Here is a 22,053-nt window from a genome sequence, read left to right as displayed (position 1 = left end):
TTCACCGGCCCAGGTCGTCCCACTCCTGGAGCAGGTGGGACGTGGCGGCGGCGGGGGCCGTGAACGACCAGCGGCCCGGCGGCAGGTCGAGGGCGCAGCCGCCGTCGGCCAGCCTGGTGGTCGGCAGCTGCTCGTTCAGGCCCATGAGGAAGGTGCCGTTGACGGTCATCCCGTCCCAGGCGCCGCGTACGGGCAGCACCGCGCGGGCGGTCACGCCCTCCGGGACGGCGAAGGTGAACTGCACCCCGTCGGGCCCGGCCCGCCAGCCCGACTCGACGGCCCCCGACGCGCTCGCGTAGCGGGCGTGCGCCTGCCGCAGCAGCGGGACGGGGCCCGGACGCAGCAGCAGCTCGCCGAACCCGCCGCCCGTGCCGCGCGGGTCGTCGCCCAGGCCGGCCACGTGCCGGAACAGCCAGTCGCCCACGCAGCCGTAGGCGTAGTGGTTGAAGGAGTTCATGGACGGCGTCTGCAGACCGTACCGGTGGTGCCAGGCGTCCCAGCGTTCCCACATGGTCGTCGCCCCGGCGCGGAGCTGGTAGCGCCACGACGGGTAACCCTCCTGGTTGAAGATCCGGCACGCCACGTCGTGGTGGCCGGTCTCCGACAACACGGGCAGCAGCAGGGGGGTGCCGACGAAGCCCGTCATGAGCCGGTGCCCGTCGGCGCGGACCAGGTCGGCCAGCGCCCGCGCCGCCGCGGCGCGGTCCTCCGGCCGGACGAGATCCCAGGCCAGGGCGACGGCGTAACCGGTCTGCGTCTGCGTGCGCAGCCTCGGGCCGTCGAGGAAGGCGCGGCGGAAGGCGTCCGACACGCGGGCGGCGGCCTCGTCGTACTCGGGGGCGTGCGGCTCGCCGAGCACGGCGGCCGCGTGCGCGATCAGGCGGAGGCTGCGGGCCAGCGCGGCGGTGGCGATGAGGCTCCTGGGCGTCTCCACCGTGCCCGGGGCCAGCCAGTCGCCCAGCGCCCGGCCCGGTCTGAGGCCGTCGTCGGACTGCGCCAGGCAGTAGGCGGCCCACCGCCGCATCGGGTCGTACGCGCGGCGCAACGTGCGGTCGTCGCCGTAGCGCCGCCACAGCAGCCACGGCACCTCGACCAGCGCGTCGGACCAGACGGGGGAGTCGTAGCCGTACTCGGGCAGGACCGGCGCGACGTGCGGGACGGCGCCGTCGGCCCGCTGCCCGTCGATCAGCGTCGTCACCCAGCCGGACAGGAACGCCTGCGTGTGCCGCAGGAAGCTGAGCGTCGAGCCGAACACCGAGATGTCGGCCGTCCAGCCGGTCCGCTCGTCGCGCTGGGGGCAGTCGGTCGGCACGCTCACCAGGTTGCCGTCCGCCGACGCGCCGATGTTGGCGACGAGCTGCCGCACGGCGGGATCGCTCACGGTCAGCGAGCCGGTGACGGCGAGCGCGGACGACAGCAGCACCGCCTCCAGGTCGTCCGGCCTCAGCGCGCCCGGCCAGCCGGTGACCTCCGCGTAGCGGAACCCGTGCAGGGTGAAGGCGGGCTCCACGACGTGTGATCCGGCGTCGAGGACGAACTCGTCACGCTGGTCCGCGGTGCGCAGGTTGTCGGTGTAGAGCCGCCCGGTCGCGGTCAGCTCCTCCCCGTGCCGGACGACGATCCGCACGGGCCCCGGCGCGTCCACGCGCAACCGGACGCGCCCGACGACGTTCCGCCCGAAGTCGGCCACCTGCACGCCCGGCGCGGGCTCGGTCACCGACACGGCGGGCACCGCGCCGGTCACCCGGACCGGGGGAGCGGGGTCGGCCTCCACCAGGATCTCCGGCGCGGCGGTCGTCCCGGCCGGGCCGGTCCCCTCGGCGGGCGCCTGGACGGTCTCGCCCATCACCAGGTCGGCGCGCGGGCGGCCGAGGTCCCGCCGGGTCCAGGCGGCGTCCGTGGCGAACACGCGGCGCGGGCCGTCGTCGTCCCGCACGAGCACCTGGGCGCTGACCGCGGGCCGGTCACCGTAGCGGCGCGGGCCGCCGCCGGCGACGTGACCGGCGTACCAGCCGGGAGCCAGCCACAGCTCCAGCTCGTTCTGGCCGGGCGCCAGCAGGTCCGTGAGCTCCAGCAGCCGGTAGCGCGTGCGGCGGCCGTAGTCGGTCCAGCCGGGGGCCAGCTCCTCCTCGCCCAGCCGCGCGCCGTTGAGCAGCGCCCGGTAGACGCCGAGCGCGGTGGCGGCCAGCCAGGCGCGTCCCGGGGCGGGACGCCAGGTGAACGTCCCGCGCAGGCTCACCCCGGCCTCGGGATCGCCCGGCAGCCAGGGCGTGTCCCATGCGCCGCGCGCCCGCAGGCCCGTGGTGAACGCGCCCGCCGCCAGCCCCTCCACCTCCCACGCGTACGACGTCAGCGGCATCAGCAGCTCGTCCGGCACGTCCACGCCGGACGATCCGGCGGGCACGGAGGACCGCCACACCTCGCGCCCGTCCGCGGACAGCACCATGGTGGCCGCCGCGGTCGTCCGGGCGTCCCACGACAGGCGGGGCGACGGCTCGTCCACGCCCACCGGATCCGCCAGACCGCACGTCAGGCCCGCCCGCGCGCCGGGCGGAGCCGGCCGGATGTAGGGCGTCTGCGCGCCCGAGACCTGCACGTCGAGCACCCCCGAGTCCCGGTTCACGCATCGAGCCCGGTGGTGAAGGCGTTGTGCAGGCCGTCGACGTCGACGCCGGACAGGCTCGGCGCCATCACGTTGATCAGCAGCACGAAGCACGCGTCCTGCTCCGGGTACATCCACCACTGGCAGCCCGAGGCGCCGCCGTGCCCGTACAGCCGCCGTTCCAGCAGCCCGGGGGCCGAGTGGCGCAGGTTCCAGGTGAGCCCCCAGTCCTGCCCGGCGTTGACCGGGTCGGGCTGCAGCTTGACCAGGCCCGTCGTCTGCGGGGTCGTCATGGCGGCCAGGGTGGTCGGATGGATCAGCGCGCGGTCGCCGCGCAGCAGCGCCCCGCCCAGCGCCAGCAGGTCCTCGGCGCGGGAGAACAGCGCGCCCGCCGGATGGCGGAGCCGGACGAACGCGTCGAAGTCGAAGCCGGGCCCGAGCAGTTCGAGGCCGTGCACCTCGGCCGCCTCGCACGCCGGGTCGAAGGTGATCCGCCCGCCGCCCGGCACCAGCGTGTTCAGGTCGGAGTCGACCAGCTCGGCCACGTCGCGGCCGGTGACGTCGCGGACCATCTCCGCGATCCCGGCGAAGGCCAGGTTGGAGTAGTGGCTGAGGGTGCCCGCCTCGAACAGCGACGGCGCGGTGAGGAGGTGTTCCACCAGGTCGTCGGGTGTCAGCGTCTGCTCGGCGATGCCGCTGGTGTGGGTCAGCAGGTGCCAGAGCGTCACGTCGGGCCGGGCGAAGTGCGGCAGCACGTCCCGCAGCGGGCGGCGCAGCGACAACAGCCCGCGCTCGACCTGGCGCAGGGCCAGCAGGCCCATCAGCGGCTTGGTCACCGAGAACAGCGCGAAGTGGTCGTCGGTCCTGGTCCCGCGGCCGTCGTGGGCGCCGAACGCCTCCAGCACCTGGATCCCGTCGGAGGTCGCCGCGCCGAACACCGCGCACGGCAGCCGCCCCTCCTTGATCTCGCGCCTGACCCAGTCGAGCGCGATGTCGTGCGTGGTCATCCCTTCAGTGCACCTTCCGTGAGGCCGGCCAGGACGCGCTTCTGCGCGACGGCGTACACCGCCACCAGGGGCAGCGTGGTGAGCAGGACGTGGGCGAAGACGAGGTTCCAGTTCAGGCTCTGCAGGGTGCCGGAGGCGAACTGGAACAGGCTCAGCGGCAGCGTGGCGTTCGCGCTGCCCTGGAGCAGGAAGAGGGCGAAGAAGAAGTCGTTCCAGACGTTGATGATCAGGATCACGCCGCCGACGAACAGCACCGGCCGCAGCAGGGGCAGCAGGATGCGCACGAACACCTGCGGACGCGAGGCGCCGTCGATGGCCGCGGCCTGCTCCAGGTCCGGCGGGAACGCCCGGACGAACCCGGTGGCCAGGAAGATCACGACGCCCAGGCGGCAGCCGGTCATCGTCAGCACGTAGCCGAGCGAGCCGCCGTCCAGCGACAGGGCGCGCAGCAGGTAGACGGTCGGGATGATGGACGGCGGCAGCAGGATCGACAACCCCATCACGAAGTAGGCGGCCTGCAGCCACCGCGACCGGCTGCGTCCGAACGCCCACGCCGCCGCCGCGCCGAGCAGCACCACCGCGATCACGATCGGCACGGTCACCTTGAGGCTGTTGAGCAGCCCGGTCAGGTAGCCGCCCCGGTCGAGCACGATGCCGTAGTTCTCGGCGATCGCCCATGTCCTGGGCAGGCCGAGACCCAGTTCGGCGGCCTCGCCCGCGGGCTTGAAGGAGTTGACGACCACCAGCCAGACGGGCACGAGCACCCACGGGACCGCGAAGATCGTCAGCGCCGCGTACTTGAGCGCCGCTCTCATCCCGTCACCTCCCTGCGCCGCAGCCACCACACCAGGGGCACGGCCGTCGCGATCACCAGCAGCGTCACGGTGAAGCCCAGCGCGCTGGCCGAGCCGAAGAAGCCCTGGCCCCATTGCTGGCGCATCACCACGTTCAGGGCCCGCGTGTGGTCGCCGGGGCCGCCGCCGGTGGTGGCGGCGATCACGTCGTACGCGCTGAGCGCGCCCACCAGCGTGACAGCCACGTTGAAGGTCAGCGCGGGGGCGAGCATCGGGAACACCACCCGCCGCAGCCGGGTCCACGGGCCGGCGCCGTCCACGGTCGCCGACTCCAGCAGCGACTTCGGGATGGAGTTGAGGCCCGCGATGTAGACCAGGGTGATCAGCCCGCTCCACTTCCACGCGTCGATGAAGGCGACCACCACCAGCGCGGTGGACGGTTCGCCCAGCCACGCCCACTCGATGCCGAGGAAGGAGTTGATCGCCCCGTCGGGGGCCAGCAGCCCGCGCCAGATGTACCCGGCGGCCAGCGGCGAGATGAGCGTCGGCAGGAAGAACGCCGAGCGGAAGACGGTGTTGATGCCGCTGGTCCGCTGGAGGGCCAGGGCCAGCGTGAGGCTGACCGTGTTCTGGATCGCCATGCACAGGATCGCGTACAGCACGGTCACGGTGACCGCGTTGGCCAGCAGGTCCTGGTCGATCAGCGTGCGGACGTTCTCCAGCCCGTTCCAGGTGATCTCGGCCCGGAAGCTCGTCCAGGAGGAGAACGCGAACCGCACGTTGAGCAGGAACGGGGCGACGAAGAAGACCGTGACCAGCACGATCGCGGGCAGCGCCCACGGCAGCCAGGCCGCCCTGTTCCGCATCACCATCCGGGCAGCCCTGCCGCCTTGGCCGCCTGCTCGACCTGGCCCTGGAGCTGGGTCGCCGCCTTCTGCGGGTCCTTCTGGCCGGCGATCAGCTCGGACATGAGCTGGGCCAGCCCGCCCATGCCGGGGATGTCGGAGTTGAAGGCGATGACGGCGCCGGTGTCGTACGCCTTCTTGACGTCCTGCAGCACGGAGGAGACGCCCTGCGGATCGGGCACGCCCTTGAGCACCGGGAAGGTCTTGGCCGCGGCGACGTACTCGGCGTAGGCCGGGCCGGTCATGAAGCGCACGAAGTCGAGCGCGGCCTTCTCGCGCGCCGGGTCACCGGTCTTGGGCAGGTAGAACGTGCCGATCGGGCCGGGCGCGTAGGTCACCAGCGGCTTGTCGCTGGACAGGCCGACGAAGCCGACGGACTCGTCCACGGTCTTCTGGTCGCCGCCGGCGGCCGCGAGCAGGGCCGGGAGCATGTCGGAGTGCTGGGCGACCATGGCGGCCTCGCCGGTCACCAGGGCCTTCATCGAGTCCTCGAACTTGGCGGTGACGATGTCCTTGTTGAAGCAGCCGTCGGCCTTCAGCTTGGCGTAGGCGGTCAGCCCGGCGACGAAGGGCGAGCCGGGGTCGGCCAGCGTGCTGCTGTGGCCGGCGATGGCCTTGCCGTAGGCGTTGGCCTGGTTGGCGCCGGCCAGGTAGAGGATGGGCAGGATCTGCACGGGCCAGATCGAGCCGCCCGACTCGAAGACCGGCGTGACGCCGGCGGCCTTGAGCTTGGGGCAGGCGGCGGCCAGCTCGGTGAAGTTCGCCGGCGGGGTCAGCCCGGCCTTGGTGAAGACCTTCTTGTTGTAGTAGAGGCCGAAGACCTGGGGGAAGCCGGTGATGGCGGCGTAGACCTTGCCGCCCACGGCCCCGGCGGCCTGGTAGAGGTCGCCGGACCTGGCGATGTACGCCTCGCCGGTCAGGTCGCGCAGGTTCTCGGCCGGGTTGAGGGCGAGCAGGCCGCTCACCGTCGCGTGGTACTCCAGGACGTCCGGGCGCTCGCCGGTGGCCCACTTGGTCTGGGTGGTGTCCTCGAACCCGTCGGACGGGATGGACACGAGCTCGATCTTGTGGCCGGACTGCTTCTCGAACTTCTTGTACATCTCCAGCAGCGGCGCCGGGTCCGCGCTGTTGTGCCAGAGGGTCAGCTTCACCTGACCGGTCCCCTCGGGGGCGGAGGATCCGCAGCCGGAGAGGGACAGGGCGAGGACGGCGCCTATCGCCGCGCCGAGCGGACGAGTTGGTGCTCTCACGCTCGTGCTCCTGTTCATGAGGGGGAGAATGTGTAGAACGTTCTACGGCAAGATCGAAACCTCCGTCAAGGGGTGGACCTGAGGAGTGGTGGCGGGCTAGCCTCTGCTTCCAGCAAAGTGTGTAGTTCGTTCTACGAGAACCCAAAAGGATGGCGTGTGACGAGCGGACGGGTGACGATCGCCGATGTGGCCAGGCGGGCCGGGGTCTCCACGGCCGCCGTGTCGAAGGTGGTGCGCGGCGCGTACGGCGTGAGCGCGGAGATGCAGGCCAAGGTGCGGCAGGCCATCGACGAGCTGGGCTACCGCCCGCACGCCGCCGCCCGCGCCCTGCGTGGACGCACCTACACCCTCGGCGTCATGCTCTCCGACACCCGCAACCCGTTCTTCCCCGACATCATCGAGGGCATCACCGGCCGGCTGGGCGACACCGAGTACCAGGTGCTGCTCGGGCCCGGCGGCATCGAGCCCAAGACGCAGGCCAGGATGACCGACGCCATGATCGACCGGAGCATGGACGGGCTCATCCTGATCTCGCCGGTCATGACGGACGCCGAACTCGCCGCCATCGCGGCGGCCGTCCCGGTCGTCGTGGTGGGCAGGCACGGCGGCGCCGCGGACCACGACGCGGTCGTCGACGACGACGTGATGGGGGCCCGGCTCGTGGTCGACCACCTGGTCGGGCTCGGGCACACCCGCATCGCGCACATCACCCACCTGGAGCGGGCCCGCGCCCAGGGACTGCCGCACATGGTGCGCGCCGAAGGCTACCGCCAGGCGATGCGCGCCCACGGGCTCGCCGACGACGTGCTGGCCACCTCCTTCACCGAGGAGGGCGGCTACGAGGGCGCGCGGGAACTGCTCGCCCGCGACGACCGGCCCACCGCGATCTTCGCCGGGGCCGACATCGCGGCGCTCGGCGTCCTGCGCGCCGCCGACGAGGCCGGCCTGTCGGTGCCGGAGGACCTCTCCGTCGCCGGTTACGACAACATCGGCATCGCCTCGCTCAAGCGCATCTCGCTCACCAGCGTCGACCAGGACGGACGGGTGATCGGGGCGACCGCCGCGCGCCTGCTCGTCGAGCGCATCGAAGGACGCACCCGGTCGGTGGCGTCGTCGGTGTCGCCCACGCTGATCGTCCGCGGGACCACCGGACCGCCCCGCCGCTGAGAACTCGGCCGCGCCTCGGGGGACGGTCGCGGGCCACGCATTAAAACGATTCGATGGAAGGACCCCCCACGTGAGACGACTCGCTCTCCTCGCCCTTCTCCTCCCGCTGGTCGCGCCCGCGCAACCGGCCCTGGCCCAGGCGTCCGCCACGGTCTGCCCGGTCAGGGTGGACCCGGCCGCGTTCGCCTCCGAGGCCCGCCTGAGCGCCCTGGCCACCCGGCAGGGAACGTTCGGGCCCAGGCCGACCGGCTCGGCCGCGCACGCCGGCTACGTCGACTGGCTGGAGGAGGAGATGGCGGCCATCCCCGGCCTCCAGCTCTCCTCCCTGCCCTACGCCATCGACCGCTGGGACAACCTCGGCACCGGGCTGACCGTCGGCGGCACGTCCGTGCAGGTCGCGGCGCCCGTGCCGTTCTCCTCCTCCACGGGCGCGGGCGGCGTCTCGGCGCCGCTCGTGCACCTGGCAGCGGGGACGAACATCACCGCCGCCAACGCCGCCGGGAAGATCGTCGTCCGGGACCTGCCCTGGACCAGCGTGCCCAACCTGCTGTTCTATCCGCCCACGCTCGGCTACTCCATGTACGACCCGGGCATGACGATCAACCTGCTCGGCTCGGAGTCGATGGAGGCCCCGGCCGCGGCCGACGCCGACCTCAAGGCGGCCGCCGCCGCGGGCGCGCTGGGCGTGATCGAGGTCAGCCAGCTCCCGCACGCCCAGATCAAGGACATGTACGCCCCCTACGAGGGCCTGCCGTACGGCGTGCCCGGCGCGTACGTCGGCGCCGACCAGGGCAAGCAGATCAAGGACGCGCTGGCCGCCGGGCAGCCGGTCCAGGCGTCGCTGACGGTGAACGCCGCCTGGACGCCGACGACGACCCGCACCCTGCTCGCCACGCTGCCCGGCGGCAGCGCCCAGAAGATCGTCGTGGAGAGCCACACCGACGGCATGAGCCCGGTGTGGGACAACGGCCCGCTCACCATGATCGAGATGGCCCGTTACCTGTCGACGCTGCCGGTGGAGTGCCGTCCGCGGACCGTGCAGTTCGCGTTCGTGACCGGCCACCTCTACCAGCACCTGACCGGTCCCGACGTCCGCGAGGGCGGCGCCGGCCAGCTCGCCGCCCAGCTCGACGCCGAGTACGACCAGGGCAAGGTCTCCTCCGTCGTCGTGCTCGAACACCTCGGCGCCAAGCGCTACGACGCGGTCGCCAGGCCGAACGGCCTGCCGGGCAAGCAGCTCGTCGCCAGCCCCACCCTCACCGAGCTGCTGTGGGTCCCCGTCAGCGAGAGCACGCCGCTGCGCGAGCTGGTCAAGGGCCACATCGAGTACTGGGACGTGCGGCGCACCGCGATCCTCAAGGGCCTGTCGGCGGCCGACCTGGCCACCGTGCCGCACCACTGCAGCTTCGGCGGCGAGGGCACGCCATACAACCAGCACCTGCTGCCCGTCATCGCGCCCATCGCCGCGCCCAAGACGCTGTTCTCGCCGCAGTTCGGCGCCGAGGCGATCGACCTGCCGGTGATGCGCAAGGCGTCGCTCGCCTTCACCGACGTCGTGCTCGACCTCGGCCCGATGGCCCAGTCGGCCGTCGCGGGCGACGTGACGACCATGCGCCAGCAGCGCGCCTCCGGCACGCCGGGGTGTGCGTGAGCATGGACCGAAGGGCACTCGTGCGCCGGCACAACGTCGCCGACGCCGGGTGCCCGCTCACCGTCGGCAACGGCGAGTTCGCCTTCACCGCCGACGCCACCGGGCTCCAGACGTTCGCGCCGCTCGGCACGCAGGCGCAGTGGGGCTGGCACACGATGCCCAACCCCAAGGGCCACGTGCTGGAGGACGCGCTCACCGACTACGACGGCGTCGGCTACCCCGACCTGTATCCGGCCACCGAGGCGGGCGGCTGGCTGCACGTCAACCCGCACCGCCTGCACCTCGGCCGGATCGGCCTCGACGCCGGCGAGGACGCCCCGCTCGGCCGGTCGGCGCAGACCCTCGACCTGTGGACCGGCACGCTGTCCAGCTCCTTCGAGCTGGGCGGCCGGCCGCACGAGGTGGAGACGGTCTGTCATCCCGAGCGCGACCTGCTGGCCGTACGCGTCTCCGGCGGCACGGGGATCAGGATCGCCTTCCCCTACGCCAGCGACGGCTGGCACACCACCGCCGACTGGGACAGCCCCGACCGGCACACCACCACGTGCGCGCGGCGCGGCTCGCGCTGCGACTTCACCCGCGTCCTGGACCAGGACGGCTACCACGTGGCCGCCGAGTGGACGGGAGCGGCGCGGTTCACCTCGCCCGCCCCCCACGTGTACCTGATCCAGGGCGAGGAGCTGGAGCTCGTCGTCGAGTTCGCCCGGCACCCCGTCGGCGCCGGCCTGCCGTCCTTCTCCCAGGTCCGTACGGCCGCCGCCGCCCACTGGGAGCGGTTCTGGACGCGCGGCGGCGCGGTCAGCTTCGAGGGCAGCGCCGACCCGCGGGCGCCCGAGCTCGAACGCCGGGTCGTGCTCTCGCAGTACCTCACCGCGGTCAACTGCGCGGGCACCACCCCGCCGCAGGAGACCGGGCTGGCCGTCAACTCCTGGAGCGGCAAGTTCCACCTGGAGATGCACTGGTGGCACGCCGCCCACTTCGCCCTGTGGGGCCGGCCGGAGCTGCTGGAGCGGAGCCTGCCGTGGTACCGCTCGATCCTGCCGCGGGCCAGGGCCACGGCCGCGCGGCAGGGGTTCCGCGGCGCCCGCTGGCCCAAGCAGGTGGGGCCGGAGGGCAGGGAGAGCCCGAGCGAGATCGGCGCCTTCATCGTCTGGCAGCAGCCCCACCTGATCTCCTTCGCCGAGCTGCTCCGCCGGATCCGTCCGGAGGCGCTGGAGGAGTACCGGGACCTGGTGTTCGAGACGGCCGAGTTCATGGCCTCCTTCGCGGCCGGCGGGCACCTGGGGCCGCCGCTGGTGCCGGCGCAGGAGTCCTACCACGAGTCCAGGAGGACGGTGCGCGACCCCGCGTTCGAGCTGGCCTACTGGTGGTGGGGGCTGGCGACGGCCCAGCGGTGGCGGGGCCTGCTCGGCCTCGATCCCGATCCGGAGTGGGCGCGGGTGCTGGACGGCCTGGCCCGGCCGCTGGTGCGCGACGGCGTGTACGCGGCCATCGGCGTGGAGCCGTACACGGTCAGGACCGACCATCCCTCGATGACCGGCGCGCTCGGGTTCGTGCCGCCCACCCCGCTGATCGACCCCGAGACCATGCGGGCCACCCTGCACGACGTGCTCGCCGACTGGGACTGGGACAGCGCCTGGGGCTGGGACTTCCCGATGCTCGCCATGTGCGCGGCCCGGCTCGGCGAGCCCGGCACCGCCGTGGACGCGCTGCTGATGGACGCCCCGAAGAACACGTACCTGCCCAGCGGCCACAACCACCAGTGGCCCGGCCTGCTGCCCCTCTACCTGCCGGGCAACGGCGGCCTGCTGGCCGCCGTCGCCCACATGGCGGCGTCGGGCTGTTTCCCCGAGGGCTGGCGGGTTCAGGCGGAAGGGGTGGTCCCGATGCCGTGATCAGGGCCGTGATCGGGGCCGGCGAGCAGGGCGACCGTGTAGTGGTAGAGGTCGCCCGCCGACGACGTCAGCCTGGCGGCGCGGCCCGCGCGCACCTCCGAGGCGATGAACTCGGTGGTGCCGTAGACGATCAGCCGGGGGATCGCGGCGCGCAGCGGCGGCAGCGAGGGGTCCTCCAGCCTGGCCCGCGCGGCCAGCGCCGCCAGCATGTCCAGAAAGGGCCGGTAGGCGGTGTCACGCTGCTCGACGGCCCGCTCGCCCGCCCTCGGCAACTCCACGAAGTACGCCTGCGCGTACTCCGGGCGCTCCTGCCACCACCGCAGGTAGGCGGCCAGGCCCAGCCGCAGCGCCGTGCGCCAGCGGTCGCCCGCCTCCGACGCGGCCGCCCGGATCGAGTCGATCATCTCGGGCAGGTCGCGCTCGCAGCCGGCCAGGAAGCACGCCTCCTTGTCGGCGAACTGGGCGTAGAAGGCGTTGCGCGAGACCCGCGCGGCGGCGATCACGTCGGGCACGCTCGTGGCGGCGTAGCCGCGCCTGGCGACCAGCCGCAGCATGGCCTCCACGAGCCGGTCGCGCTGCGACTCGCGCACCGTGTCGGGGGAGAGCCCGTGCCGGCCCCGGGGAAGCGGCCGAACCGCCGGAACTTCCTTCTGTTCATCTCTTGACATCGCTCACCGATCGTACTTCCCTCTCTTAGGAGACGTTCACGTCTCCAAATATCCCACGAGGTGACCATGGAGAACATCACTCGTCGGCAGGCGTTGCGGGCAGGGGCGCTCGGCCTCATGTCGGCCGGATTCCTGTCGTGGACCACCGCGGCCGACGCCGCCTCCACCATCGAGACCATCTACAAGGCGACGGGTCCGTGGCCGGTCGCCACCGGCACCTCGGGCGGCCACCGGCTCTACTACCCCTCGAACCTCGGCGCGGGCGGCGTCACCCACCCGATCGTCACGTGGGGCAACGGCTCGTGGGCCACCCCCGACAACTATCCGGGACTGCTCAACCACCTGGCCTCCTGGGGCTTCGCGGTGGTCGCCTCCACCGACACCACCACGGGCACCGGCGCCGAGATCCTCGCCGCCGCCCAGCACCTCGTGGGCCTGGACGCCGACCCCGCCAGCGTCTTCCACGGCAAGCTGAACACCGCCCAGGTCGGCGCCGTCGGCCACTCCCAGGGCGCGGGCGGGGTCGTCAACGCGGCCAACCACTCCGCCGGGCTGATCAAAACCGTCGTGCCGATCGCCGTGCCCGCGCAGTGGATGGCCAGCCCCGGGGACGAGTTCTCGGTGGCCGCCCTGACCTGCCCGGTGCTCTTCCTCAGCGGCGCCGACGACTGGCTGATCTCCTCGGCCGCGACCGTGCAGGGCTACTACGACCAGGCCACCGCCGGAGCGGGCCGGGCGCTGCTCAAGGGCGCGGGACACAACGACATCCAGAACACCGGCGGGGCCTTCCTCGGCTACGTGACCGCCTGGCTGAGGTACCGGCTCCAGGCCGACGCCCAGGCCCGCGGGGCGTTCGCCGGCGGCGCCCCCGAGCTCCCCACCAACACCGCCTGGCAGAACCAGGCGCTCAAGAACCTCACCTAGGAGAACCACCATGGCGGATCTGACGCGGCGTGGGCTCCTCGCCGCCGGCGCGCTCACCCTGCTCGCCGGATGTGGCAAGGACCAGCCCCGGCAGCAGGCCGCGGCCGCCGGGCCGCACGGCGAGGTCACCGTCTGGCTGCACGGCTCGCAGGACACCGGACAGCAGTTCCAGGAGCTCGTGCACCGCTACATCGCCGAGTTCAAGGTGGACGTCAAGCTGCTCTACCTGCCCGTGGGCCAGCTCGACGCCAAACTGCTGACCGCCTTCAGCGGCGGCGCCCCGCCCGACGTCTTCAAGATCGGCCACTGGAGCTTCCCCGCCCACGCCAAGAAGCAGCGGCTCGCCCCCGTCGACACCAAGGCCCTGCCCTTGGCGAACTACGAGCCGGGCACGACCGCCCCGCTCACCTACCAGGACGTGCCCTACGGCGTGCCCATCGACTTCAACCCCTGCCTGCTCTACTACCGCAAGGACCGGTTCGAGCAGGCCGGGCTCGACCCCGACAAGCCCCCGGCGACCTGGGAGGAGGTCGCCGAGTACAGCGCCAAGCTGACCTCGGCCGACCGGGCGCGGGTCGGCCTGCAGTGGCTCTACGGCGATCCGCAGTGGGCCCTCATGACGCTGACCGCCCTCGTCCGCGGCAAGGGCGGCGAGCTCGTCGCGGCGGGCGGCGGCAAGGCGTCGCTGGCCACCGAGCAGGGCATCGCCGCCCTGACGTACATGTCGGGCATCGGCAACCCCAAGCTCTCCAACCCGCTGGGCGCGCTCGGCCTGTTCTACTCCGGCCAGGCGGCCATGGTCGTCAGCGGCGCCTTCCTCGGCCCCGCGCTGGAGAAGCTGGGCAAGGACAAGCTCACCTTCGGCAAGCAGTACGGCGTCGCCCCCATGCCCACCTGGGACGGCGGGCCGTCCGTCGTCCCCGCATACACGTGGGGCTGGGGCGTGGCCAAGGACTCGCCCAACCAGTTCACCGCCTGGCACCTGGTCAACTACCTCCAGGGCGCCCCGTCGGTGGCCGCCAACCTCGACAACGGCATCATCATTCCGACCAAGGGCTGGCGCGAGGCCGGGCCGCGCGGCAAGTCCGAGATCATGGAGATCGTCGCGGACAGCCTGCCGCACGTCGACTTCGGCCCGATCATCCCCGGCGCGCTCGAACTGGCCAAGGCCGCGTCCGGCGCCGTGGACTCCGTCGCCCACGGCAAGGCCACCCCGGCCCAGGCCGCGGCGACCTTCGACGCCACCGTGCGACCGGTCCTGTGAGCGTGCTCGGCGGAGTCGGAGCCCGTCCGCACGGTCCGGTGAGCGTGCTCGGCAGGGTCAGGGCCCGGCCCCAGGCCACGGCGGGCGTGGCGCTGACCCTGCCGGTGGCCGTCTTCTTCGTGGTGTTCTGGCTGGTCCCGTTCCTGTCCGCGATCTATCTCAGCTTCACCGACTACGAGATGGCCGGTACGCCCAACTGGATCGGCCTGGCCAACTACGAGCGCATGTTCGCCGACCCCGGCTTCCTCAACTCGGCGTGGATCACCGTCGTCTACACGGTGTGCACGGTCGTCCCGACGATCGTGCTGGCCCTGCTGGTGGCCGTGCCGCTGAGCAGGCCGGGACGGCTCAACCGCTGGCTCAGGGCGCTCGTCATGATCCCGGCCGTGATGCCGCTCGCCGCCACGTCCATGGTCTGGGTGATCATCTACTCCGACCGCGGCCTGGCCAACACCCTCCTCGGCCTGGCCGGGATCCCGCCGCAGTCCTGGCTGACCAGCTCCGGCCTGGCCATCTGGGCCCTGGTCGTGATGGTCGTCTGGAAGAGCATGGGGCTGTTCGTGATCATCCTGACCGCCGGGCTGCAGGCGCTGCCCGGCGAGGTGTACGAGGCCGCCGCCATCGACGGCTCGGGGCCGGTCACCACGTTCACCCGCATCACGCTCCCGCTGCTGCGCAGGACGCTGCTGTTCGTCCTGGTCATCTCGGTCGCCGGATCGATGCAGGCGTTCGTGCCCGCCTTCCTGCTCACCGGCGGCGGGCCCGCCGACGCCACCCAGGTGCTGCCGTACTACATCTGGGCCAACGCCTTCCCCTACGAGCACATGGGCTACGCCGCCGCCATGGGCATGGTGCTGCTCGTCGCCATGGTGATCGTCTCGGCGCTGCAGTTCGCGTTCCTGAAGGGCGGCGACGAATGAGGGTGCTGCGCGCCGTCTGGCTGATCGTCGCGGTCGGGTTCATGCTGCTGCCGGTCTACGCCATGGTCGTCGTCGCCTCGGCGCCGGACGACACCGACCTGCGCGGGCTGGTCTTCAACGGCTTCCACCTGCCCGAGAACATCGGCGTGCTGTTCGGCGCGGGCAACCTGCCCACGTACCTGCGCAACAGCCTGATCCTGTGCGTCGGCACCGGCGTCCTGGACGTGATCTTCTCGGCCGCCGCCGGGCACGCGATGGCCCACCTGTCCTTCCCCGGCCGCCGCGTCCTGTTCGCGCTGGTGGTCGGCACGCTCGCGCTCACCCCGATGGTCATGGTCATCCCGGTCTTCCTCATCGTGAAGGAGCTCGGCTGGGTCAACACGTTCCAGGGCATGATGGTGCCGGGCATGATCAGCGCGTTCGGCGTCTTCCTGGTGCGCCAGTTCGCCCTCGGCATCCCGAAGGAGCTGCTGCTGGCCGCGCGGGTCGACGGCGCGGGGGAGTTCCGCATCTTCGCGCGCATCGCCGTGCCGCTGCTGCGGCCCGCGCTCATCACCCTGTTCCTCGTGCACTTCCTGGCGCAGTGGGACAACCTGCTGTGGCCGCTGATCGTGGCCAACGAGCAGGAGCTGTGGCCGCTGCCGGTGGGGCTGGCCAACTTCCAGAGCGAGGTCGGCGTCACCTACCACCTGACCACCACCGCGGCGCTGGTCACCGCCGTGCCGCCGTTCATTCTCATGGTCGCGCTGCAGCGCTACTACGTGGCGGGGCTCACCTTCGGAGGCGTGAAACGATGATCCCGGACCTGATCCCCGGCGCCGCCCGGATGATGGAGTGGATCGAGACCGTCACCGCGCGCGGCGTCCGGCGGCCCGGCTACCCGGCCGACGACTGGACCGCCGCGTGGGCCGCCGAGCGCCTCGCCGGGTTCGGGCTGCGCGACGTACGGCTCGCGCCGGTCGAGCTGCCCGTCTGGCGGCCGGTGACGGCGTCCCTGGTGGTGCGTCTGGACGCCGACCCGTCGAAGGTCGTGCGGGTGGCGGCGTCCGCGCTGCCGTACACCACGCCGAAGGCGACCGTGACCGCGCCGGTCAGCCGCGAGGTCGTGCCGGGCGCGATCGTCGTGCCCGAGTACGCCTTCACCGAGCTGCCGCAGTCCTACGTCAGGGACCTGGCGACGGCCGTGCACGACCCCGAGGGCGTCTTCGACGACCTGGTCCAGACGCTGCCGTTCCAGCTCGACTACCTCGACGTGCTCCAGGGCGTGATCGACGGCGGCGCCGCCGCGTTCGCGGGCGCGCTGACCGGGGTGCCGTGGGAGACCCGCGACTACTACGTGCCCTACGACGCCGTGCGGCGCGACCTGCCGGCCGTCTGGTTGTCGGGCGGCGACTCGCGGCGGGTGCTCGACCTGGTCGACGCGGGCCCCTGCACGGGCACGCTCACCGTCGAGTCGGAGACCGGCCCGGCCGTCTCGCACAACGTGATCGGCACGCTTCCCGGCCGCTCCGACCAGTGGGTGATCATCGGCTCGCACCACGACGCGCCCTGGGCCTCGGCCGTCGAGGACGCCTCGGGGATCGCGCTGGTGCTGGCCGCCGCCCGGTACTGGGCGGCCGTGCCCGAGCGGGACCGGCCGCACAACCTGCTCTTCCTGCTGACCGCGGGGCACATGGCGCACGCAGCCGGCACCCGGGCCTTCATCGAAGAGCACCGCGGCCTGCTCGGCGACGTCGTGCTCCAGCTCCACCTGGAGCACGCCGCCCGCCGATGCGTGGCCGTGGACGGCGAGCTGGTCCCCACCGGCGACCCCGAACCCGGCTGGTGGTTCACCACCCGCAAGCCGGAGCTGGAGAGCCTGGTGGCGGCGGCCCTCGTCGCGGAGGACCTGAGACGCTCGTTCGTGCTGCCGCCGGACGCCTTCTCCCCGATGCCGCCCACCGACGGGGCCTTCTTCCACCCCGAAGGGGTGCCGCTGGTGCACTTCCTGTCGGCCCCCATGTACCTGTTCGACTCGGCCGACACCCTCGACAAGGTGTACGAGGACGGCCTCGAACCGCTCACCCGGGCGGCCGTCAGAATCGTCGAAGGGACGGCCGGATGGCGTCGCGCATGATCGTCCGTACCGCGTCCGGGCTGGTCAAGGGCAGGGCCGAGGAGGGCGGGCTCGCCTTCCTCGGCGTGCCGTACGCCGCCCCGCCCTTCGGCGAGCACCGCTTCGGCGCGCCCGTCCCGCCGCCGCCGTGGGACGGCGTGCGGCCCGCCGTCACGCGCGGCCCCGCCGCCCCGCAGGCGGCCGGCGCGGACATCGGCCTGTACGCGCCCGACGTCTTCGAGACCGGCGAGGACTGCCTCAACCTCGACGTGCGCACCCCCGGCGGCGGCGAGACGGGGCTGCCCGTCCTGGTCTGGATCCACGGCGGCGCGTTCTCCATCGGCGGCAACGGGGCGGCCTGGCACCAGGGCCACCGCTTCGCCCGCGACGGCGTGGTCTGCGTGGCCGTCAACTACCGGCTCGGCTTCGAGGGCTTCCTCGCCCTGGACGACGCCCCGCTCAACCGGGGCGTGCTCGACTGGCTGGCCGCGCTGGAGTGGGTGCGCGACAACATCGCGGCCTTCGGCGGCGACCCCGGCAACGTGACGGTCGCCGGGCAGTCGGCGGGCGCCGCGGCCGTCGCGACCCTGCTCACCATGCCGCGCGCCGAAGGGCTGTTCCGGCGCGCGATCGTGATGAGCGGCTCGGCCACCCTGGTCGCCGGCGAGCAGGAGGCCCGCGACCACGCCAGGGCGCTCGCCGCCCGCCTCGGGATCGCCCCGACCAGGTCGTCCTTCGCCGCGCTGCCGCCCGAGGCGCTCGTCGCCGCACAGCCGCCACCGCTGACCGGCGGCTCCGGCGGGCTGAACGACTCGGTTCCGGTCAAGCCGGTCGTCGACGGCGACCTGATCCCGGCCGTCCCGCTGGACGCCCTGCGCGCGGGCGCGGGCGGGCGCCTTCCGCTGCTGGTCGGCTGCACGTCCCAGGAGGCCGACGTGTTCGTCCGGGGCATGGCCGCCGGGCTCGACGAGGCCGCCGCGCGGGCGGCGCTCGACCACCTCGGCGTCCAGGTGGACGAACCCGGCCTCACCCCGGCCGAGCGGGTCGGACGCGCCGTCACCCGGCACCTGTTCACCCGCGAGACGTGCTGGATCCGCGAGGCCAGGCCCGCCTACGGCTACGAGTTCCGCTGGGAGTCGCCGGTCGAGAGCCCGGCCGGCGGCGGACGCGTGGGCGCGGTGCACAACCTCGACCTGCCCTTCGTCTTCGACGTGCTGGACGCGCCCGGCGTCGCCCGCACGGCGGGACCGGGCGCGCCGCAGGCGCTGGCCGACGCGATGCACGCCGCCTGGGTGCGCTTCGCCCGCACCGGCGACCCCGGCTGGCCGCTCGGCCACACCATGATCTTCGACGATCCCGCACCGCAGGTGTGAGGGTCAGCCGGCCGTGAAGTCCGCGCGGTGGTCGGCGACCCACTCCGCGAGCGTGCGGCCCGGCCGTCCGGTCACCGCGGTCACCGGACGCGGCACGTCGGGGACGGTGAGGGTGTCGTGCCAGTAGTCGAGCAACATCTTCAGCACGGGCTCGGGAATGAACCGCCCGGTCTCCGCGCGGAACTCCGCCGGCGTGATCTCCACCAGCGGGATCTCCACGCCCAGGGTCTCGCCGATGATCGCCACCTGCTCGGCGCGGGTCAGGGCCTGCGGGCCGGTGAGCGGGATCGCCGTTCCGAGGTGATCGTCGGAGAGCAGGGTCTCGGCGGCGGCCTCGGCGATGTCGTACTCGTGGATCGGGGCCTGCGCCGACGCGAGGTAGGGCGCCCGGATCGGTGCGCCGGAGCGGATCTGCCAGGCCCAGGAGAGCAGGTTGCCGGCGAACGTGCCGGGACGCAGGATCGTCCAGGCGCCGGCGCGGGAGGTCACGGCGGACTCGACCGCCGTGTGGTGGACCTGGCTCGCCGAGCCGTGGTCGCGCCGGAACTCCTTCGCGGCGGCGAGGGAGGACAACACGGTGAAGCGGTGGACGCCGCGGGCGGTGGCCGCGGCGACGAACGCCTCCACCCCCTCGGCGGGGAAGACGAAGGCACGATCGACGCCGGCGAACACCTCCGGCCCGAGCGTGGCGGCGTCGGCCAGGTCGCCGGCCACGACCTCGACCCCGGCCGGCAGGCCCGCGTCATCGGGCTTGCGGCTCAGCGCGCGCACGGCGGCGCCGCGGGCGAGCAGCGTCGTGACGAGGTGACGGCCGACGGCGCCGGTGGCGCCGGTGACAAGGATGCTCAAGATGACTCACCTCAGGGGAAACGGTGCCGGTCCATCCGGCCCGAACTCCAACCTAGGGAGCTTTTAGGTCATTTCCTGTCCACTTCTACTAGGCTCGGCGGGTATGCCGGACCAGACCACGACCGGGCGGGCGCTGCGCCTGCTGGAGCTGCTGCAGGCCCGCCGGTCCTGGAGCGGCGGCGAGCTCGCCGGCCGCCTCGGCGTCGACGGCCGCACCCTCCGGCGGGACGTCGAGCGGCTGCGGCGCCTCGGCTACCACGTCGAGGCGCGCCGCGGCCCCGACGGCGGCTACCGGCTGTCCACGGGCAGCGACCTGCCGCCCCTTGTGTTCACCCCGGACGAGGCGCTCGCCGTGGCCGCCGCCCTCGCCTCGTCGGCCGCCGGCGGCGCGGCCGGCGGCGGCGAGGTGGCGCTCACCGCCCTGGCCAAGATGGAGCAGGTGATGCCTCCGGCGGTGCGCCGGCGGGTGCGGGCGCTGCGCTCCTCGGTCGCCTTCGGCAGCACGCCGAACGCCGTGGCCGGCGCCTATCCGGCGCCGCTGAACGCCGGCGTGCTGGCGGTCCTGGCGCTGGCGTGCCGGGACGCCGAGCGGGTCCGGCTGCGCGTGATGAGCACCGACGGCGCCGACACCGGACGGGAGTCCCCGTGCCACGTCGAGCCCGCCGCCCTGGTGCCCCGGCAGACCCGGTGGTTCCTCGTCTGCCGCGACCTCGACCACGGCTGGCGGGTGCTGCGCGTCGACCGGATCACGGCGGCGTCGGCGACGGGCGTGCGCTTCGAGCCCGAAGAGGTCCCCGGGGGCGACCCGGTCGCGTTCGTCACCAGCCGGCTCGGCGCTCCGCCCCGCCGGCACACGGCGACGATCCTCATCCACGCCCCGATCGAGCAGGTGCAGGCGTACATGGGCGGCTTCGCCACCGACTTCGCCCCGACGACCACCGCCACCGGCCGGGCGGCGACACACTGGCGGATCGCGGACGTACGCCTTGAGGTCCTCGCCGGCGGCCTGCTCTGGGTGCGATGGCCCTTCGAGGTGGTCGACTCTCCCGAGCTCGCCGCCCTGCTCAGGGACCGGTCCGCGGCCTTCGCCCACGCTGCGGACCCGCGCTGAGGTCCGTCGCCCACGACGCGGCGGCCTGACGCCCGGCTCGGGCGTCCGTCGTGACGGCGTCGAGATCTTCCTGCGAGATGATCTTCCACGCCCTCCGTTCCGGACGGCATGCGACCGAGCGGAGAGCGTATGAGCAAGGGGCGATGGACGATCGGGGCGGCTCTCGTGCTGACGGCCTCGGTCTCGGTCACGATCTTCGGTCCGCGCGCCGAAGCGGTCACCCGTCCCGGGCCGGTCGAGGCGCTGAAACGGCAGCTCCTCGGTCATGACGGGGTTCGGGAGACTTCGGTGTACCGGAGCGTCTGGGGGCCGAAGAAGGATCGTTCGACCAGCCGGGCGCGGTCCGTCCACGAGTTCGGTGGCGGGCGGGTCGCGGCCACGGACGTCAGCTATCCCAAGTCCTCGTCCCAGAGTGCCTCCCGGGCCATCTTCTTCCCTGACCGCGCCTATGGCTGGGAGTCCGACCGGCCTGACTACCTGCCCGCGGGGAAGACGTGGCTCCTGCAGGCCGGGAAGAACGACCTGCACCTGGGCTGCGGGAAGATCAGGCTGAGCGATCCCGCCACCCTCCGGCACGTGCTGGCCACCACCACGGCCAAGAGGCCCGCCGGCGTCTACGACGGCACCCGCACCACCCTCTACGAGGGCAGCACCACCATCGGCGAACTGTTCAAGCTGGACCCGCGCCTGTGGGTGGCCGATCTGGAGAAGCCCACAGGACGGTACGCGAGCTACGCCAGGTTGCCCGTGAAGTGGCGGCTGTGGCTCGGCGCCGACCAACTCGTCCGCAGGTGCCAGACGCGCTATGACGAGCCCGACTCCCTCTGGAACGACAAGGACCGCCGAGTCACGACCGCCGACGTGCGGTTCTCCGGCTGGGGCGACCCGATCGACATCAAGCCGCCGCCCGCCGAACTCGTGGCGACGCGCGACGAACTGGTCTTCCCCGACGAGGACTGACCGGTGAGCGGGCGATCCTTTCGCCCGGGGCCCCACCCGCGGTCTTCCGCGGCCGGGTCATTCCGGCGGCGTCCAGATGCGGCTGCGGAGATCGGCCCCGCGGATCACCTGGACGCGCCAGGGTTCGAGGCGGAGGACGTGCAGCGCGGGGTCGGCGGGCGACCGCCAGAAGGCCCCGAGGTCGTAACCGGCGCCGCGCGGGCTGGTCGCCCGGTAGAGGTCCCAGACGCGGCGCTTGGTCGCCAGGTCGTCGACCCAGGTGGCCGTGGCGTCGATGGCGACCGAGCTGTTGCCGGGCTTCCAGTAGGAGAAGGAGGTGTGCGGATTGCCCGCCAGGTGGGCCGCCTTGACCGGCGTCCGGTAGGTGGCCAGCCACCCGCGCGGCCGCCCGTCCACGTTCTCCCAGACGGGGATGAGGATGCGGGTGCGGGGACGGTTCCTGGCGTCGACGGTGACCATCGTGGCGTACCGGATGGCACCGATATAGGTGTTGAACTCGCTCTCGATCTCGGCGAACGACGTGGTCATCGACGGCACTCCTTACGACTTGGGTGACCAGGGCATCTTGCGCCGCCGCGAAGACCCTGCGGAAGACGGCACTTCAAAGGCACCGAGTAA

Annotated in this window: 19 protein-coding genes; 11 read left to right on the top strand and 8 right to left on the bottom strand. The window is 72.8% G+C overall.

Going from position 1 to position 22,053, the window contains the following annotated elements; genetic code table 11:
- Position 1: 1 nt before the first annotated feature.
- From AB0C33_RS40895 to AB0C33_RS40875, 5 genes are read right to left on the bottom strand one after another with little or no spacing between them, the layout of a single operon-like run.
- Entirely contained in the window at positions 2 to 2,623 is a 2,622-nt protein-coding gene (locus tag AB0C33_RS40895; protein WP_358298195.1) for a family 78 glycoside hydrolase catalytic domain, read from the bottom strand.
- Positions 2,620 to 3,609 carry a serine hydrolase domain-containing protein gene (locus AB0C33_RS40890; protein WP_358298193.1) on the bottom strand — a complete coding sequence of 330 codons (990 nt, stop codon included), beginning with the start codon at positions 3,607 to 3,609 and terminating at the stop codon, positions 2,620 to 2,622. The genes AB0C33_RS40895 and AB0C33_RS40890 overlap by 4 nt, the downstream gene beginning before the upstream one ends.
- The gene (locus tag AB0C33_RS40885) at positions 3,606 to 4,424 is read right to left on the bottom strand and encodes a carbohydrate ABC transporter permease (RefSeq protein WP_352365036.1); all 819 of its coding nucleotides are present in this window, start codon (positions 4,422 to 4,424) and stop codon (positions 3,606 to 3,608) included. Before AB0C33_RS40885 ends, AB0C33_RS40890 begins: the two co-directional genes overlap by 4 nt.
- A complete protein-coding gene (locus AB0C33_RS40880) occupies positions 4,421 to 5,269 on the bottom strand; it encodes a sugar ABC transporter permease (RefSeq protein ID WP_358298191.1) in 849 nt (282 codons plus the stop codon). Before AB0C33_RS40880 ends, AB0C33_RS40885 begins: the two co-directional genes overlap by 4 nt.
- Positions 5,269 to 6,558, bottom strand: coding sequence for an ABC transporter substrate-binding protein (locus AB0C33_RS40875; protein ID WP_358298189.1), 1,290 nt, complete (start codon positions 6,556 to 6,558; stop codon positions 5,269 to 5,271). The genes AB0C33_RS40880 and AB0C33_RS40875 overlap by 1 nt, the downstream gene beginning before the upstream one ends.
- Before the next feature lie 156 nt (positions 6,559 to 6,714).
- On the opposite strand from AB0C33_RS40875, the gene AB0C33_RS40870 reads away from it, so the two are divergent.
- The 3 genes from AB0C33_RS40870 to AB0C33_RS40860 all read left to right on the top strand — a co-directional run bounded on the left by AB0C33_RS40870 (position 6,715) and on the right by AB0C33_RS40860 (position 11,271).
- The gene (locus AB0C33_RS40870) at positions 6,715 to 7,725 is read left to right on the top strand and encodes a LacI family DNA-binding transcriptional regulator (RefSeq protein ID WP_358298187.1); all 1,011 of its coding nucleotides are present in this window, start codon (positions 6,715 to 6,717) and stop codon (positions 7,723 to 7,725) included.
- A gap of 70 nt (positions 7,726 to 7,795) precedes the next feature.
- Entirely contained in the window at positions 7,796 to 9,376 is a 1,581-nt protein-coding gene (locus AB0C33_RS40865; protein WP_358298186.1) for a hypothetical protein, read from the top strand.
- Positions 9,377 to 9,378: 2 nt separating this feature from the next.
- Positions 9,379 to 11,271: a hypothetical protein gene (locus AB0C33_RS40860; protein ID WP_358298184.1), complete on the top strand. Its 1,893-nt coding sequence runs from the start codon at positions 9,379 to 9,381 to the stop codon at positions 11,269 to 11,271.
- Here the strand turns inward: AB0C33_RS40860 and AB0C33_RS40855 are convergent.
- A complete protein-coding gene (locus tag AB0C33_RS40855) occupies positions 11,241 to 11,939 on the bottom strand; it encodes a TetR/AcrR family transcriptional regulator (RefSeq protein WP_358298182.1) in 699 nt (232 codons plus the stop codon). The genes AB0C33_RS40860 and AB0C33_RS40855 overlap by 31 nt on opposite strands.
- Before the next feature lie 66 nt (positions 11,940 to 12,005).
- Here AB0C33_RS40855 and AB0C33_RS40850 point away from each other — a divergent pair, with 66 nt between their 5' ends.
- From AB0C33_RS40850 to AB0C33_RS40825, 6 genes are read left to right on the top strand one after another with little or no spacing between them, the layout of a single operon-like run.
- A complete protein-coding gene (locus tag AB0C33_RS40850) occupies positions 12,006 to 12,863 on the top strand; it encodes an alpha/beta hydrolase (protein WP_358298180.1) in 858 nt (285 codons plus the stop codon).
- A gap of 10 nt (positions 12,864 to 12,873) precedes the next feature.
- A complete protein-coding gene (locus tag AB0C33_RS40845) occupies positions 12,874 to 14,127 on the top strand; it encodes an ABC transporter substrate-binding protein (protein WP_358298178.1) in 1,254 nt (417 codons plus the stop codon).
- A 2-nt stretch (positions 14,128 to 14,129) separates the two neighbouring features.
- On the top strand, positions 14,130 to 15,047 hold the full coding sequence (locus tag AB0C33_RS40840; RefSeq protein WP_358298176.1) for a sugar ABC transporter permease: 918 nt from the start codon (positions 14,130 to 14,132) through the stop codon (positions 15,045 to 15,047).
- Complete coding sequence (locus tag AB0C33_RS40835) at positions 15,044 to 15,844, top strand: carbohydrate ABC transporter permease (RefSeq protein WP_358298174.1); 801 nt, start codon at positions 15,044 to 15,046, stop codon at positions 15,842 to 15,844. The genes AB0C33_RS40840 and AB0C33_RS40835 overlap by 4 nt, the downstream gene beginning before the upstream one ends.
- Positions 15,841 to 17,163, top strand: a complete 1,323-nt coding sequence (locus AB0C33_RS40830; RefSeq protein WP_358298173.1) for a M28 family peptidase — start codon at positions 15,841 to 15,843, stop codon at positions 17,161 to 17,163. Before AB0C33_RS40835 ends, AB0C33_RS40830 begins: the two co-directional genes overlap by 4 nt.
- Positions 17,160 to 18,515 (top strand): carboxylesterase family protein, encoded by a 1,356-nt coding sequence (locus AB0C33_RS40825; protein WP_358298171.1) that lies wholly within the window; start codon positions 17,160 to 17,162, stop codon positions 18,513 to 18,515. The genes AB0C33_RS40830 and AB0C33_RS40825 overlap by 4 nt, the downstream gene beginning before the upstream one ends.
- Before the next feature lie 3 nt (positions 18,516 to 18,518).
- Here AB0C33_RS40825 and AB0C33_RS40820 read toward each other — a convergent pair whose 3' ends face one another.
- The gene (locus AB0C33_RS40820) at positions 18,519 to 19,364 is read right to left on the bottom strand and encodes an NAD(P)H-binding protein (protein ID WP_358298169.1); all 846 of its coding nucleotides are present in this window, start codon (positions 19,362 to 19,364) and stop codon (positions 18,519 to 18,521) included.
- Between the two features lie 103 nt (positions 19,365 to 19,467).
- Here AB0C33_RS40820 and AB0C33_RS40815 point away from each other — a divergent pair, with 103 nt between their 5' ends.
- Both AB0C33_RS40815 and AB0C33_RS40810 read left to right on the top strand, forming a co-directional pair.
- Complete coding sequence (locus tag AB0C33_RS40815) at positions 19,468 to 20,475, top strand: WYL domain-containing protein (RefSeq protein ID WP_358298167.1); 1,008 nt, start codon at positions 19,468 to 19,470, stop codon at positions 20,473 to 20,475.
- Positions 20,476 to 20,604: 129 nt separating this feature from the next.
- On the top strand, positions 20,605 to 21,435 hold the full coding sequence (locus AB0C33_RS40810; protein WP_358298165.1) for a hypothetical protein: 831 nt from the start codon (positions 20,605 to 20,607) through the stop codon (positions 21,433 to 21,435).
- 57 nt (positions 21,436 to 21,492) lie between these two features.
- Here the strand turns inward: AB0C33_RS40810 and AB0C33_RS40805 are convergent, their stop codons facing one another.
- The gene (locus AB0C33_RS40805; RefSeq protein WP_358298163.1) at positions 21,493 to 21,963 is read right to left on the bottom strand and encodes a pyridoxamine 5'-phosphate oxidase family protein; all 471 of its coding nucleotides are present in this window, start codon (positions 21,961 to 21,963) and stop codon (positions 21,493 to 21,495) included.
- Positions 21,964 to 22,053 lie beyond the last annotated feature (90 nt).

The organism is Nonomuraea sp. NPDC048881 (assembly GCF_040649795.1).
In the GTDB taxonomy this organism is placed as follows: domain Bacteria; phylum Actinomycetota; class Actinomycetes; order Streptosporangiales; family Streptosporangiaceae; genus Nonomuraea.
This window is presented reverse-complemented; position numbering and strand designations above follow the sequence as displayed.